The sequence below is a fragment of the Kribbella voronezhensis genome, from assembly GCF_004365175.1.
GTDB classification, from domain to species: Bacteria; Actinomycetota; Actinomycetes; order Propionibacteriales; family Kribbellaceae; genus Kribbella; species Kribbella voronezhensis.
Map to the genome: position 1 here is coordinate 153,177 of NZ_SOCE01000003.1, position 12,292 is coordinate 165,468.

At 68.9% G+C, this 12,292-nt stretch carries 13 protein-coding genes; 7 read left to right on the forward strand and 6 right to left on the reverse strand.

Translation table 11 applies throughout. From position 1 onward, the window contains the following. Positions 1-44 precede the first annotated feature (44 nt). The 3 genes from glmS to nucS form a co-directional block, all read right to left on the reverse strand. Entirely contained in the window at positions 45-1,865 is a 1,821-nt protein-coding gene (gene glmS, locus EV138_RS35435) for a glutamine--fructose-6-phosphate transaminase (isomerizing) (protein ID WP_133984939.1), read from the reverse strand. A 34-nt stretch (positions 1,866-1,899) separates the two neighbouring features. Continuing rightward, positions 1,900-2,175, reverse strand: coding sequence for an HU family DNA-binding protein (locus tag EV138_RS35440; protein ID WP_112239576.1), 276 nt, complete (start codon positions 2,173-2,175; stop codon positions 1,900-1,902). A gap of 87 nt (positions 2,176-2,262) precedes the next feature. Then, a complete protein-coding gene (gene nucS, locus EV138_RS35445; protein WP_133984941.1) occupies positions 2,263-2,922 on the reverse strand; it encodes an endonuclease NucS in 660 nt (219 codons plus the stop codon). 73 nt (positions 2,923-2,995) lie between these two features. Between nucS and EV138_RS35450 the strand changes: the two genes are divergently transcribed. The 3 genes from EV138_RS35450 to EV138_RS35460 all read left to right on the forward strand — a co-directional run bounded on the left by EV138_RS35450 (position 2,996) and on the right by EV138_RS35460 (position 6,061). Next, positions 2,996-3,319, forward strand: a complete 324-nt coding sequence (locus EV138_RS35450; protein WP_133984943.1) for a hypothetical protein — start codon at positions 2,996-2,998, stop codon at positions 3,317-3,319. Next, positions 3,316-4,218 carry a class I SAM-dependent methyltransferase gene (locus EV138_RS35455; RefSeq protein ID WP_133984945.1) on the forward strand — a complete coding sequence of 301 codons (903 nt, stop codon included), beginning with the start codon at positions 3,316-3,318 and terminating at the stop codon, positions 4,216-4,218. Before EV138_RS35450 ends, EV138_RS35455 begins: the two co-directional genes overlap by 4 nt. Positions 4,219-4,282: 64 nt before the next feature. Continuing rightward, the gene (locus tag EV138_RS35460) at positions 4,283-6,061 is read left to right on the forward strand and encodes a 3-hydroxyacyl-CoA dehydrogenase family protein (RefSeq protein ID WP_133984947.1); all 1,779 of its coding nucleotides are present in this window, start codon (positions 4,283-4,285) and stop codon (positions 6,059-6,061) included. Positions 6,062-6,086: 25 nt separating this feature from the next. On the opposite strand, the gene EV138_RS35465 is transcribed toward EV138_RS35460, so the two are convergent. Next, complete coding sequence (locus EV138_RS35465) at positions 6,087-6,875, reverse strand: phytanoyl-CoA dioxygenase family protein (protein WP_133984949.1); 789 nt, start codon at positions 6,873-6,875, stop codon at positions 6,087-6,089. Between the two features lie 49 nt (positions 6,876-6,924). On the opposite strand from EV138_RS35465, the gene EV138_RS35470 reads away from it, so the two are divergent. The 4 genes from EV138_RS35470 to EV138_RS35485 are packed head-to-tail and all read left to right on the forward strand — an operon-like array spanning position 6,925 to position 10,200. Further along, positions 6,925-7,740 (forward strand): helix-turn-helix domain-containing protein, encoded by an 816-nt coding sequence (locus tag EV138_RS35470; protein WP_133984951.1) that lies wholly within the window; start codon positions 6,925-6,927, stop codon positions 7,738-7,740. A gap of 23 nt (positions 7,741-7,763) precedes the next feature. After that, positions 7,764-8,624 carry an ABC transporter substrate-binding protein gene (locus EV138_RS35475; RefSeq protein WP_133984953.1) on the forward strand — a complete coding sequence of 287 codons (861 nt, stop codon included), beginning with the start codon at positions 7,764-7,766 and terminating at the stop codon, positions 8,622-8,624. Continuing rightward, positions 8,621-9,472: an amino acid ABC transporter permease gene (locus EV138_RS35480; RefSeq protein WP_133984955.1), complete on the forward strand. Its 852-nt coding sequence runs from the start codon at positions 8,621-8,623 to the stop codon at positions 9,470-9,472. The genes EV138_RS35475 and EV138_RS35480 overlap by 4 nt, the downstream gene beginning before the upstream one ends. Beyond that, entirely contained in the window at positions 9,469-10,200 is a 732-nt protein-coding gene (locus tag EV138_RS35485) for an amino acid ABC transporter ATP-binding protein (RefSeq protein ID WP_133984957.1), read from the forward strand. The genes EV138_RS35480 and EV138_RS35485 overlap by 4 nt, the downstream gene beginning before the upstream one ends. A gap of 13 nt (positions 10,201-10,213) precedes the next feature. Here EV138_RS35485 and EV138_RS35490 read toward each other — a convergent pair whose 3' ends face one another. Together EV138_RS35490 and EV138_RS35495 are read right to left on the reverse strand one after the other, a co-directional pair. After that, entirely contained in the window at positions 10,214-10,861 is a 648-nt protein-coding gene (locus tag EV138_RS35490) for a response regulator (RefSeq protein WP_112239596.1), read from the reverse strand. Beyond that, complete coding sequence (locus EV138_RS35495) at positions 10,813-12,111, reverse strand: sensor histidine kinase (protein WP_133984959.1); 1,299 nt, start codon at positions 12,109-12,111, stop codon at positions 10,813-10,815. The genes EV138_RS35490 and EV138_RS35495 overlap by 49 nt, the downstream gene beginning before the upstream one ends. Positions 12,112-12,292: the final 181 nt, after the last annotated feature.

The window sequence follows — 12,292 nt, forward strand, 5'->3', positions numbered from 1 at the left end:
CCGCGAGCCGCCACCACAGCAGGTGACGGCTCGCGTCCCGCCGATTACTCGACGGTGACGGACTTGGCGAGGTTGCGGGGCTTGTCCACGTCGTGGCCGAGGGCGACCGAGGCGTGGTACGCGAGGAGCTGGAGCGGGATCGTGAGCAGGATCGGGTCCAGCTCGGGCTCGTTCTTGGGGACCCGGATGATGGCGGCCGCGCCGTCCGGTACGTCGACCGACGCGTGCGTCACGACGTACAGCGGGCCGGAGCGGGCGGCGATCTCGTGCAGGGCGCCGATGTTGCGGTCGAGGAGCTCGTCGTCGGGGACGATCGCGACCGTCGGTACGTCCGGAGAGATCAGGGCCAGCGGGCCGTGCTTCAGCTCCGACGTCTGGTACGCCTCCGCGTGCCGGTACGAGATCTCCTTGAGCTTCTGCGCGCCCTCACGAGCGACGGGGTAGCCACGCGTCCGGCCGACGAAGAAGATGCTCTCGTGCTGGGCGAGCCGGCCCGCGATCGACGCCAGTTCCTGCTCGGTGTCGACGATCGCCTGGATCTGCGCGGGAAGCTTCTTCAGCCCCTCGATCAGCCGGCGTCCGTCGGCGGGGGAGACGTCCCGGATCCGGCCGAGGTGGATGCCGAGCATCGCGAACGCCACGGCCATGTTGGTCAGCGCCTTCGTCGACGCGACCGAGACCTCGGGGCCGGCGTGCAGGTAGACGCCGCCGTCGACCTCGCGCGCGATGCTGGAACCGACCGCGTTGACCAGACCGATCACCCGGCCGCCCTTGCGCTTGAGTTCCTGGACAGCCACCAGCGTGTCCAGGGTCTCGCCGGACTGGCTGACCGCGACGTACAAGGTGTCCCGCTCGACGACCGGGTTGCGGTAGCGGAACTCCGACGCGGGCTCGGCGTCGGCGGGGATCCGGGCCACTTCCTCGATGAACTGCGCGCCGAGCTGGCCCGCGTAGTACGCCGAACCGCAGCCGAGGATCTTCACCCGCTTGATCTCGCGGGCCTCCCGGGCGTCCATGTTCAGGCCACCGAGGTGAACGGTGTGGAAGCGCTCGTCGAGCCGGCCGCGGGTCGCGCGCTGGACCGCCTCGGGCTGCTCGTGGATCTCCTTGACCATGAAGTGCTCGTGCGCGCCGCGCTCGTACTCGTCGGCGGTCCACTCGACCGTCTTCTCGGTCTTGGTGGTGGCCCGGGCGTCCTGGGTGAAGGTGCGGTAGCCGTCGGCGCGGACGGTGGCGAGCTCGCCGTCGTCCAGGTACACGACCTGCCGGGTGTAGCGGATCAGCGCGGCCGCGTCGGACGCGACGTGCATCTCGCCGTCGCCGACGCCGAGGATCAGCGGGCTGCCGTTGCGGGCGACCACGATCCGGTCCGGGAAGTCCAGGTCGATCACGGCGATGCCGTAGGTGCCTTCGAGCCGGCGCAGTGCGGCCAGCACCTTCTCCTCGAGCGTGTCGCCCTCGGCCTGCTCGATCAGGTGCGCGAGGACCTCGGTGTCGGTCTCCGAGCGCAGCTTGACGCCGGACTCCTCCAGCTGGGCGCGCAGGACGCCGGCGTTGTCGAAGATGCCGTTGTGGACGACCGCGATCCGCTCGTTGCCGCTCACGTGCGGGTGGGCGTTGTCCTTGCTCGGACCGCCGTGGGTGGCCCACCGGGTGTGCCCGATGCCGAGCTTGCCGCCGAACCGCTTCGGCAGCGACGCCTCGAGCTCGCGCACCCGGCCCGCGTCCTTGTGCACTCGCAGCTCGCTGGAGCCGACCACCGCGACACCGGCCGAGTCGTAACCGCGGTACTCCAGCCTGGCGAGTCCGTCGACCAGGATGGGCGCGGCCGGCTTCGTACCGACGTACCCGACGATTCCGCACATGGTGGGTGGTCCTTTCGTTGGGGGCAGGGCGGCGTCAGCCGTAGACGATCCGTCGCAGCTGACGCGTGGAGAGTTCGGGAGAGCGGACCGGCCAGTGCCGGAGCTCGATGCCGAGGCGGGCGAAGATCTCGTCGTTGCGAGCGCCGTAGGTCTGCAGTTCGCGGTGCCGGCGCCGGACGTACTCCTCGGTGGTCTCGGTGAAGTAGGCCAGGACGTCCGCGACCACGCGCCGGGCATCCTCGGGCGTCAGGCCGGTGGTCCGGCTGACCTGCTCGACCAGCTCGTCACTCGGGACGCCTACCTCGGTCATCACGCGCCTACTCTGCAGCCGATCCAGGCCAAAAGCAAAGGATCTGCCCGAAATCGGGCAGAACAGCGGCAGTAAGAAAGGGAGGCTTCAGAACAGGCGCAGGACGTCGGATTCCATCCCGCGGAGGGCGTCGTAGTCGACGGTGACGCACTCCAGGCCGCGGTCCGTGGCCAGGAACTGGGCCTGCGGCTTGATCAGCTGGGCCGCGAAGATGCCCCGGACGGGTGCGAGCAACGGGTCGCGGTTGAGCAGTTCGACGTACCGGGTGAGCTGCTCGACGCCGTCGATCTCGCCGCGGCGCTTGATCTCGACGGCCACGTGCTTGCCGTCGGCGTCGCGGCAGAGCAGGTCGACCGGGCCGATCGCGGTCGGGTACTCACGCCGTACCAGTGTGAAACCGTCGCCGAAGGTGGTCACGTGCTCGGCCAGCAGTTCCTGCAGATGCGCCTCGACGCCGTCCTTGATCAGCCCCGGATCCAGACCCAGCTCGTACGACGTGTCGCTGAGCACCTTCTCGAACGTGATCCGCAGTTCCTCGCCGGCCTTGTTGGTGACGCTCCAGACGCCTTCCTCCTCCGTCAGCTTGCACGGGGGAGACATCCAGTTCAGCGGCTTGTACGAACCGCCGTCGGCGTGGATCAGGACGGAGCCGTCCGCCTTGACCATCAGCAGCCGCGGCGCCATCGGGAGATGGGCGGTCAGCCGGCCGGAGTAGTCCACGGAGCAATGAGCAATCACCAGGCGCACGAGAAAGCACCGTAGTGCACTCGTCACGACGACGCGCTGGCGGCGTGCCGGGTCCGGGTGGCACGCTGCTGGGATGAAGCCGAAGATCAGCCTGAAAGCCCGGCTCGCGTACGACGACGTGGCCAAGGGACTGGCCGACGCGGGGGTCGTGCAGGGATCCATGTTCGGGATGCCGTGCCTGAAGATCGAGAAGAAGATGCTCGGCGGGCTGTACGGCGACGCGATGACCTTCAAACTGCCGCCCGAGCCGCGCGAGGAGGCGCTCGCGCTCACCGGCGCCGAGCACTTCGACCCGGGGATGGGCCGGCCGATGAAGGAATGGGTCGTGATTCCACTGGAGCACAGCGAGAGCTGGCCGAAGTACGCCGAGCTGGCACTGGAGTTCGTCAGCAAATGAACCTGATGTGCCCCGCACGACTCATCCTGGTCCCCGACGAGTTGCCGGTCGAGGTGCCGACGGGTGAACGCGTTGCGGCGGTCTATGCGAGCCCTGCGGGCGAGGCAACCGCAGCACGCTGGGCCGCAGAGTTGGGCGTGCGGCTGACGGTCGACCCGGAGTTGACCGCGGGCGAGGCGCTGCGCGACATCGCCGACGTGCACCGCGGCGAGACGGTCGTTGTGGTCGTACCCGGGCTCGACCTCGGGCTGGCGATCCCGACCGACCATCGGCTGGTGATCGAGCACACCGGCGACGGCTGGTCCGTGCTGCCCAGCGACAACGAGGTGACCTTGGCGGCGTACGAGCAGGCGGCGGACAAGTTTCGCGACACGCTGCCGCACGGGCGGAGTGAGGTGATGGACCGCTGGTTCGACCGGATCGGCGCGGCGGTCCCGCCCGGCGCGAGCGTGCTCGAGCTCGGCAGCGGGACCGGCGAGGACGCGGTGGCGCTGGAGGAACGCGGTTATCGCGTACGGCGTACTGACGCGGCGGGCTCGTTCGTCGAGATGATCCGGTCCGACGGCTATCCGGCGGACCGGTTGAACGCGCTCACCGACGACTTCGGCGGCCCGTACGACCTGATCTTCGCCGACGCCGTCTTCCTGCACTTCGACCGCGCCGAACTCACGACCGTACTGCGAAAAGCTCGTCGCGCGGCCGCCTGCTTGGCCTTCACCACCCGCGAGGGTGAAGGCGGCGAGTGGTCGACCCGATTCCTCGACCTGCCCAGACGCTTCAACTCCTGGCAGGAGCAGCCCCTGCGCGAGCTGCTGACCGAGACAGGCTGGACCGTCACCCACCTCGAGCGGCACCAGACCCGCCCCGGCAGCAACTGGTTCTTCATCCTGGCGGTGTGAGGTTGCCCTCGGTCGTGATGTGGCTCATGTGCGGACCAGTGTGGCGACTGGCACACTTCGAGCCATGGCTCGTGACTTGAAGACGGTGGGAGTGGTCGGTCTCGGCACGATGGGTGCCGGTATCGCGGAGGTGTTCGCCCGGCACGGGCTGAGCGTGGTCGGGGTGGAACGCGACGAGCAGGCGGTCGAGCGCGGCCGCGGGCACATCCAGCACTCCACCGACCGGGCCGTGAAGCGCGGCAAGCTGTCCGTCGAGGACCAGCAGGCGCTGTTCGACCGGGTCACCTTCGCCACCGAACTGGAGGCGCTGGCCGGCTGCGACCTGGTGATCGAGGCGGTCGTCGAGCGGCTCGACCTGAAGCGGGAGATCTTCTCCGCGCTGGACAAGATCGTCGGCGAGGACGCGATCCTCGCCACCAACACCTCCTCGCTGTCGGTCACCGAGATCTCCGTGGCCACCCAGCGGCCGCGCCGGGTGGTCGGGATGCACTTCTTCAACCCGGCTCCCGTGCAGGAGTTCGTCGAGGTGATCAAGACCGTCGTCACCGAACCCGACGTGGTCGACGACGTCTCCGAGCTCGCGCGCCGGCTGGACAAGGTTCCCGTGGTCGCCGCCGACCGTGCCGGGTTCATCGCGAACGCGCTGCTGTTCGGCTATTTGAACCACGCCGTCTCGATGGTGGAGTCGCGCTACGCGACCCGCGAGGACGTCGACGCCGCGATGCGGCTCGGCTGTGGCTACCCGATGGGGCCGCTGGCCCTGCTCGACCTGATCGGCCTCGACACGGCGTACGAGATCCTCGACACGATGTACAAGCAGGGGCGGAACCGGCTGCACGCGCCGGCCCCGATCCTCAAGCAGATGGTGACCGCGGGCCTGCTCGGCCGCAAGACCGGGCGCGGCTTCTACACCTACGAGGCGCCGGACTCACCGGTCGTCGTGGACGACGACCTGACCCCGACCCGCGCCGAGGACACCGCTCCGGTGCGCCGCGTGCAGCAGATCGGCGTGGTCGGCTCGGGCACGATGGCCGTCGGCATCATCGAGGTCTGCGCCAAGGCCGGGTACGACGTCCTGTACGTCGCGCGCGGCACCGAGAAGGTCGACCGGGTCCGGGCCGGGCTGGAACGCTCGCTGGAGAAGGGCGTCCAGCGCGGCAAGCTGTCCTCGGAGGATCGCGACGCCGCGCTGCGGCGGATCACCGGCAGCGCGCGCCTCGACGACCTCGCCACGGCCGACCTGGTGATCGAGGCCGTGGTCGAGGAGCTCAGCGTGAAGCAGGCGCTGTTCGAGACGTTCGACGAGATCTGCAAGCCGGGCGCGATCCTGGCCACCACGACCTCCAGCCTGCCGGTGATCGACCTGGCGGTGGCGACCAAGCGGCCCACCGACGTGGTCGGCTTGCACTTCTTCAACCCCGCGCCGGTGATGCAACTGGTCGAGGTGGTCAGCACGGTCAGTACTGCGCCCGAGGTGGCGGACGCTGTCGCCGCGGTGGCCGTTGCCGCCGGCAAGCATCCGGTGCGGTGCGGCGACCGGGCCGGGTTCATCGTGAACGCGCTGCTCTTCCCGTACCTGAACGACGCGGTCCGGATGCTCGAGGCCCACTACGCCGGTGTCGACGACATCGACGCCGCGATGAAGCTCGGCTGCCGCCTGCCGATGGGCCCGTTCGAACTCCTCGACGTGGTCGGCCTGGACGTCGCCCTGGCGATCCAGCGCACCTTGTACCTGGAGTTCCGCGAGCCCGGCTTCGCCCCCGCCCCTCTGCTGGAGCACCTCGTCACCGCCGGCTACCTCGGCCGCAAAACCGCCCGCGGCTTCCGCGACTACGCCAAGTGAGCCGGTAGCCCGTGGAAGACGCTGCTCACGGCTCCATGGTGGCGTAGTCGCCGCAGGGGCCGCCGCCGATGGCTTCGGTGAGGTGGGTGGTTTGTCGGTCGGGGCGGACCAGTGGGTTGTAGAAGGCCGCGATCTCGGTGCTCGCTTCGGGGATGTAGTGGAAGATCAGTGAGCGGCGGAAGCGGTCCGCGGTCGTGTTGGGCCGGGAGCCGTGGACGACACTGCCGTGGAAGAACAGCACGTCGCCCGCCTTCATCCGCGTCTGCACCTTGGACAGACCGTCAGGAATCGGTACTTCGACGTCGGTGAAGGACTCGGTGAGGTCGGCCTCCTCCGGGCAGACCAGTTCGATCCGGTGCGACCCCGGTACGACGGCCAGTCCGCCGTTGTCCGCGTCGACGTCGTCCACCGCGATCCAGGCGGCCAGACAGGTCTCGGGATGGGCGCGCAGGAACGTGTTGTCCTGGTGCATCGCCTGTCCGCGGGCGCCCGGCGGCTTGAAGTAGAACATCGACTGGGCGCCGAGCGCCGGGCCGATCAAGGTGGTGACCACATTGAGGATCCGGCTGTCGAGCATCAGTTCCAGCGCGAGCCGGCCGGCCTCGACCTCGGTCCGGCGATGCGGGTGGACGAAGCGCGGGTAGCGGGCCAGCGGGTCGTCGGCCGGTACGCCGTCGTCGATCGCCAGCGAGTGGTCGACGGCAACTTGTTCCATATAGGCGGTCTTGAGCTGCTCGATCTCGGCCGGGCCGAGCAGCCCGGGGACCTGGACGATGCCGTCGCGTTCGTACACCTGTTCGACAGTGCTTGTCATGTCTTCAGTCTGCAGACATCAAGCTGTTGACTGGATAGCCTATCGAGCTGTGAACCTTCGAGATCCTGCTGAGTCCTACACACCGACGGTACGCCGGTTGCTGGCCGGCGAGTTCGACGAGCGGGCCGGCTACGCGACCTACCGGTCGCGAGGGACCACCGACTTCCTGCTGACCCAGACACTCGGGGGACGAGGGCGGTACGGCGTACCGGGTGGTCGGGACGTGCTGACCGACGCGGGGGTCACCACGCTGGTGCGGCCGGGCACCTTGCACGATTACGGTGTCGAACCGGAGTACAGGCAGTGGCATTTTCTCTTCGTGCACTTCCATTCCAAGCCCGACTGGCTGCCGTTGCTGGATTGGCCGGAGGTTGCCCCGGGCATCCATCAGCTTCGGGCCGGTGAGCAGGCTTTCGATCGGATCACCGAGAACCTGCACGCCTGCGTCCGCTACCAGGACAGCGTGCTGCCGCAGGGCGAACTGCTCAGCGTCAACGCCCTCGAAGCCGCCCTGCTGTGGTGCGACACCCAGAATCCGTCGGCCGCCCAGATCGACGACCGCCTGCTCCGCGCGATCGAGCTGGTCGACCGCGACCTGCGCGCCGACCTGGACGTCGCCGTCCTGGCCCGGGCCGCGAACCTCTCCGTCTCCCGCTTCGCCCATCTCTTCCGCGAACAACTCGGCGTCACCCCGCAGCGCTTCGTCGAACGCCGCCGCCTCGACGCCGCCTGCCGCCTCCTCGAGCTCACCACCCGCCCGGTCGCCACCATCGCCGCCGAGGTCGGCTTCACCAACCCGCTGTACTTCTCCACCCGCTTCCGCCAGCACACCGGCCTCCCCCCGACCACCTACCGCCGCCGCTGAGCCGCTGCCTCTACGCTCTAGCCATGAATTCACGTTCTGGCCTGGCCGCGCTGGCCGTGCTCGCTGTTGTCGGACTCGCCGCCTGTGCCCCGGAGGACAACGCCGGCGGTGGGGCCACCACCCCGCCCGCCGCCGATGCCTGCAGCAAGGACCAACTGGCGGTCAAGTCCGCCGGAACCCTGACGGTCGCGACGGACAAGCCGGCGTACGAGCCGTGGTTCTCGGCGAACGACCCGGCCAACGGCAAGGGCTACGAGTCGGCCGTGACGTACGCCGTGGCGAAGAAGCTCGGCTTCGAGGCCGCCAATGTGAAGTGGCAGACCGTGCAGTTCAACGCCGCCTTCGCGCCCGGTCCGAAGAACTTCGACTTCGACGTGAACCAGGTGTCGATCTCGGAGGACCGCCGCAAGGCCGTCGACTTCTCCACCGGGTACTACGACGTCCGGCAGACCGTGATCACCACGGCCGGCAGCAAGATCGCGAACGCCAAGTCGATCGCGGACCTCGCCGACGCCAAGCTCGGCGCCCAGGTCGGCACGACGAGCTACACCGCCTTGCGCGACGTCATCAAGCCGAAGCAGAAGCCCGGGGTCTACGACAGCAACGACCTCGCCGTCCAGGCACTGAAGAACAAGCAGCTCGACGGGATCGTGGTCGACCTGCCGACCGGCTTCTACATGACCGCGGCGCAGCTCGACAACGGCAAGATCGTCGGGCAGCTTCCGGCCGGCGGGCAGGCCGAGCAGTTCGGGTTCGTGCTGGAGAAGGGGTCGAAGCTGACGGCGTGTGTCTCGCAGGCCGTGGACGCGCTGCGTGCTGACGGCACGCTGACCCGCCTGCAGGACCAGTTCCTGACCGCGGAAGGCGCGCCGGAACTCTCGTGAGCGACTGGCAGCCGTCCGCTCTCCAGCAGGAACGGATCGCGTACCGGCGCAGCCGGGCCCGGCGGTCGACCGCGATCGCCGGGATCAGTTCCGTAGTACTGGTCGTGCTCGTCGCGGTCGGGGTCGGCTCGACGCCGGGCTGGCCGCGGGTGCGCGAGACGTTCTTCAATGTCCATCGCGGCTGGGAGGCGTTGCCGGTCGTCGCGCAGGGGCTGTGGCTGAACGTCCGGGTGATGCTGATCTGCGCTGTGCTGATCGTGATCCTCGGGATGACGCTGGCGATCATGCGTACCTTGCGCGGGCCGATCTTCTTCCCGTTGCGGGTGTTCGCCGCCGCCTACACCGACGTGTTCCGCGGGCTGCCGTTGCTGCTGGTGATCTTTCTGCTCGGCTTCGGAGTCCCGGCGCTGCAGTTGCGCGGTTTGCCGAACCAGGCGGTGATCTGGGGTGGCGCGGCGCTGGTGCTCACCTACTCGTCGTACGTCGCGGAGGTGTTCCGCGCGGGCATCGAGTCGGTGCATCCCTCCCAACGAGCGGCGGCGCGGTCGCTCGGCTTGTCGTACCGGCAGACCCTGCGCTTCGTAGTACTGCCGCAAGCCGTACGGCGAGTGCTGCCGCCGTTGCTGAACGACTTCGTCTCGCTGCAGAAGGACTCGGGTCTGATCGCCGTCCTCGGGGTCATCGACGCGATCCGGGCGGCGCAACTCGAAACCGCCGAGGACTTCAACTTCACCCCGTACGTCGTGGCGGGGCTGCTGTTCGTCGCGCTGACGATCCCGCTGACCCGGCTGACCGACTGGGTCGCCCGGCGGCAGGGTTGGTACGGCGGCGGGGGAGGTGTGGTGTGAGCCTGCTGTCCATCCGCGAGGTGCGGAAATCCTTCGGGTCGAATGTGGTGCTCGATCGCTTCAGTCTGGAGGTCGAGGCGGGGGAGTGCGTCGTACTGATCGGCGCGTCCGGATCCGGCAAGTCGACCCTGCTCCGCTGCGTCAACCTGCTGGAGACCGTCGACGACGGCGTGATCGAGCTGGACGGCTACGACATCACCGACCCCCGCGTCGACGCCGACGGGGTCCGCTCGGGCATCGGCATCGTCTTCCAGGCCTACAACCTCTTTCCGCACCTGACGGTCCTCGACAACGTGACACTCGCCCCGATCCGCGTCCACGGCGTACCGCGTGACGTCGCTCGCACCCGCGGCCTCGAAATGCTCGACCGGGTCGGCCTGGCTGCCAAGGCGACCGCACGCCCCGACGAGCTCTCCGGCGGTCAGCAACAACGAGCCGCCATCGCGCGGGCCCTGGTCAACTCGCCCAAACTCATGCTCCTCGACGAAGTCACCTCCGCCCTCGACCCCGAACTCGTCGGCGAAGTCCTCGACCTGCTCCGCGAACTCAAGACCGACGGCATGACCATGCTCCTCTGCACCCACGAAATGGCCTTCGCCCGAGACGTAGCCGACCAGGTCTGCTTCCTCGACAACGGCCGCCTCCTCGAATCCGGCCCCCCATCCCAGGTCCTGGAAAACCCGACCGAACCCCGCACCCAGGAATTCCTCCGCCGGATCCGCCTGTAGCCGACCGCGGCCGTCAGCGCGACGACAGGTAGGTGAGGACGGCCATCACGCGGCGGTTGTCGTCTTCTGAGGGTGGGAGGTCGAGTTTGGCGAAGATGTTGTTGGTGTGTTTGGAGACGGCCTTCTCGGTGACGAAGAGGGCGGCGGCGATGGCGGCGTTGGAGCGGCCTTCGGCCATCAGGCCGAGGACCTCGGACTCGCGCGGGGTGAGCCGGCTGATCGGTTCGTCGCGGGTGTTGCGGGCCAGCAGTTGGCCGATGACGTCGGGGTCCATCGCGGTACCGCCGCCGGCGACCCGGCGTACCGAGTCGAGGAAGTCGGCGACGTTGGAGACCCGGTCCTTCAGCAGGTAACCGACCGCGCCGCCGCCGCCGGTGAGGAGCTCGCGGGCGTAGAGCTGTTCGACGTACTGCGACAGCACGAGGATCGGCAGGTTCGGGACCTGGCGGCGGGCCTCGATGGCGGCCTTCAGGCCCTCGTCGGTGAAGGTCGGGGGCAGCCGGACGTCGACAACGGCCACGTCCGGCCGGTGCTCGACGAGCGCCGGGACCAGCCGGGGACCGTTGTCGACGGCTTCCACGACCTGGAAGTCGTGGGCTTCGAGCAGGCGGATCAAGCCGTCCCGGAGGAGGGCGTGATCTTCAGCGATGACGACTCGCAAGGCAACTCCATGATCACGGTGGTCGGCCCGCCGGTCGGGCTGGCCACGGTCAACGTACCGTCGAAGGCGTTCAGCCGCCGCTCGATTCCGTGTAAACCGCCGCCGGGCCGTACCGTCGCGCCGCCCACCCCGTCGTCGCCGACGAGGATGTGCAGCCGTTCGGACTCGTGCGTGATCTGGATCCAGGCCGTCGTCGCGGCCGAGTGCTTGACGATGTTGGCCAGCGCCTCGGCGACCGCGAAGTACGCCGCGGACTCCACCGGCGCCGGCGGCCGGCCCGGCAGTTCGATGGTGACGTCGACCTTGAACGGGCAGGTCAGCGCGAGCGCCTTCACCGCGCCTTCCAGTCCCCGGTCGGCCAGCACCGGCGGGTGGATGCCGCGAACGAGGTCGCGCAGCTCCGACAGCGCCGTACTCGCCGACTCGCGCGCCTCGGTCAGCAACGCGGCGGCCTGCGCCGGGTCACGGCTGACCATCTCCTCCGCCATGCCGAGGTTCATGCTCAGTGCGGCCAGCCGGGCCTGCGCCCCGTCGTGCAGGTCGCGCTCGATCCGGCGCAGCTCGGCCGCCTGGGTGTCGACGGTCTCGGCGCGGGACTCGGACAGCTCGCGGACCCGGATCGCCAGCTTGGCGCTCTCGGTCGGCCCGAGCAGCGACCGGCCGAGGGCGGCGTCGGCCTTGAGTAGCCGCTCGCCGACGGCGTACCAGATCAGAAACGCGACCAGGCCGAGCGGCACCATCCCGAAGCTCTGCCAGAAACTGAGCGTGATCAGGCCGCCGAACGGCTCGTCGAACACCCCGTGCGGCGTCACGCCGACCAGCAGCGGATAGATCAGGTAGAAGGCAGTGGTGAAGAAGAAGACCGCGGACACCAGCGTCAGGACGAACCCGACGACGGCGTTGGCCAGCAGCCAGGCGATGTCGCGCCAGGTGGCCGGGTCGCTCAGCGTCGTGCGCAACCACATCAGGATGCCGGGCAGCGGGGGCTTCTTGTACGGGCGGGGGATCTCGGTGCCGGTGATGGCCCCGAACAACGTCCGGTGGCAGTTCGCGAACCAGCGGACGCAGGGCACGAACACCAGCAGCAGCGGGATGCCGACCCAGACCGCGATCAGCGGTACGGCGACCACGTTGAGCACGAAGAAGGCGATGCCCAGCTCGGCCAGGACGGCCAGGAACAAGGCGATGAACGGTTGCGCCAGGCGCGGGAACCGCATCGGCGCCTGGGGCGGCGCTTGGGTCATCGTCATCGCTCTTCTCCCGTGCAGTGCTGTCTCGACCAGGGTGCCGGAGACCCGGCTCCACCATCATGACGGAGCGTCAGCTCTTCCTCAGTGGTGCTAGGTCCACTCTCTCCCGGGGTCCCTCCACCCACGCCGTACTGGTGCCAGGACCGCTGTTTTCGTGTCGCGTCGCGCCCAGGCTGGATGG

Coding starts and splice junctions, on each gene's coding strand:
- EV138_RS35460 (WP_133984947.1), top strand. CDS start 4,283: ATGGCTCGTGACTTGAAGACGGTGGGAGTGGTCGGTCTCGGCACGATG.
- EV138_RS35440 (WP_112239576.1), bottom strand. CDS start 2,175: ATGACCGAGGTAGGCGTCCCGAGTGACGAGCTGGTCGAGCAGGTCAGC.
- EV138_RS35475 (WP_133984953.1), top strand. CDS start 7,764: ATGAATTCACGTTCTGGCCTGGCCGCGCTGGCCGTGCTCGCTGTTGTC.
- EV138_RS35455 (WP_133984945.1), top strand. CDS start 3,316: ATGAACCTGATGTGCCCCGCACGACTCATCCTGGTCCCCGACGAGTTG.
- EV138_RS35450 (WP_133984943.1), top strand. CDS start 2,996: ATGAAGCCGAAGATCAGCCTGAAAGCCCGGCTCGCGTACGACGACGTG.
- glmS (WP_133984939.1), bottom strand. CDS start 1,865: ATGTGCGGAATCGTCGGGTACGTCGGTACGAAGCCGGCCGCGCCCATC.
- EV138_RS35465 (WP_133984949.1), bottom strand. CDS start 6,875: ATGACAAGCACTGTCGAACAGGTGTACGAACGCGACGGCATCGTCCAG.
- EV138_RS35495 (WP_133984959.1), bottom strand. CDS start 12,111: ATGACGATGACCCAAGCGCCGCCCCAGGCGCCGATGCGGTTCCCGCGC.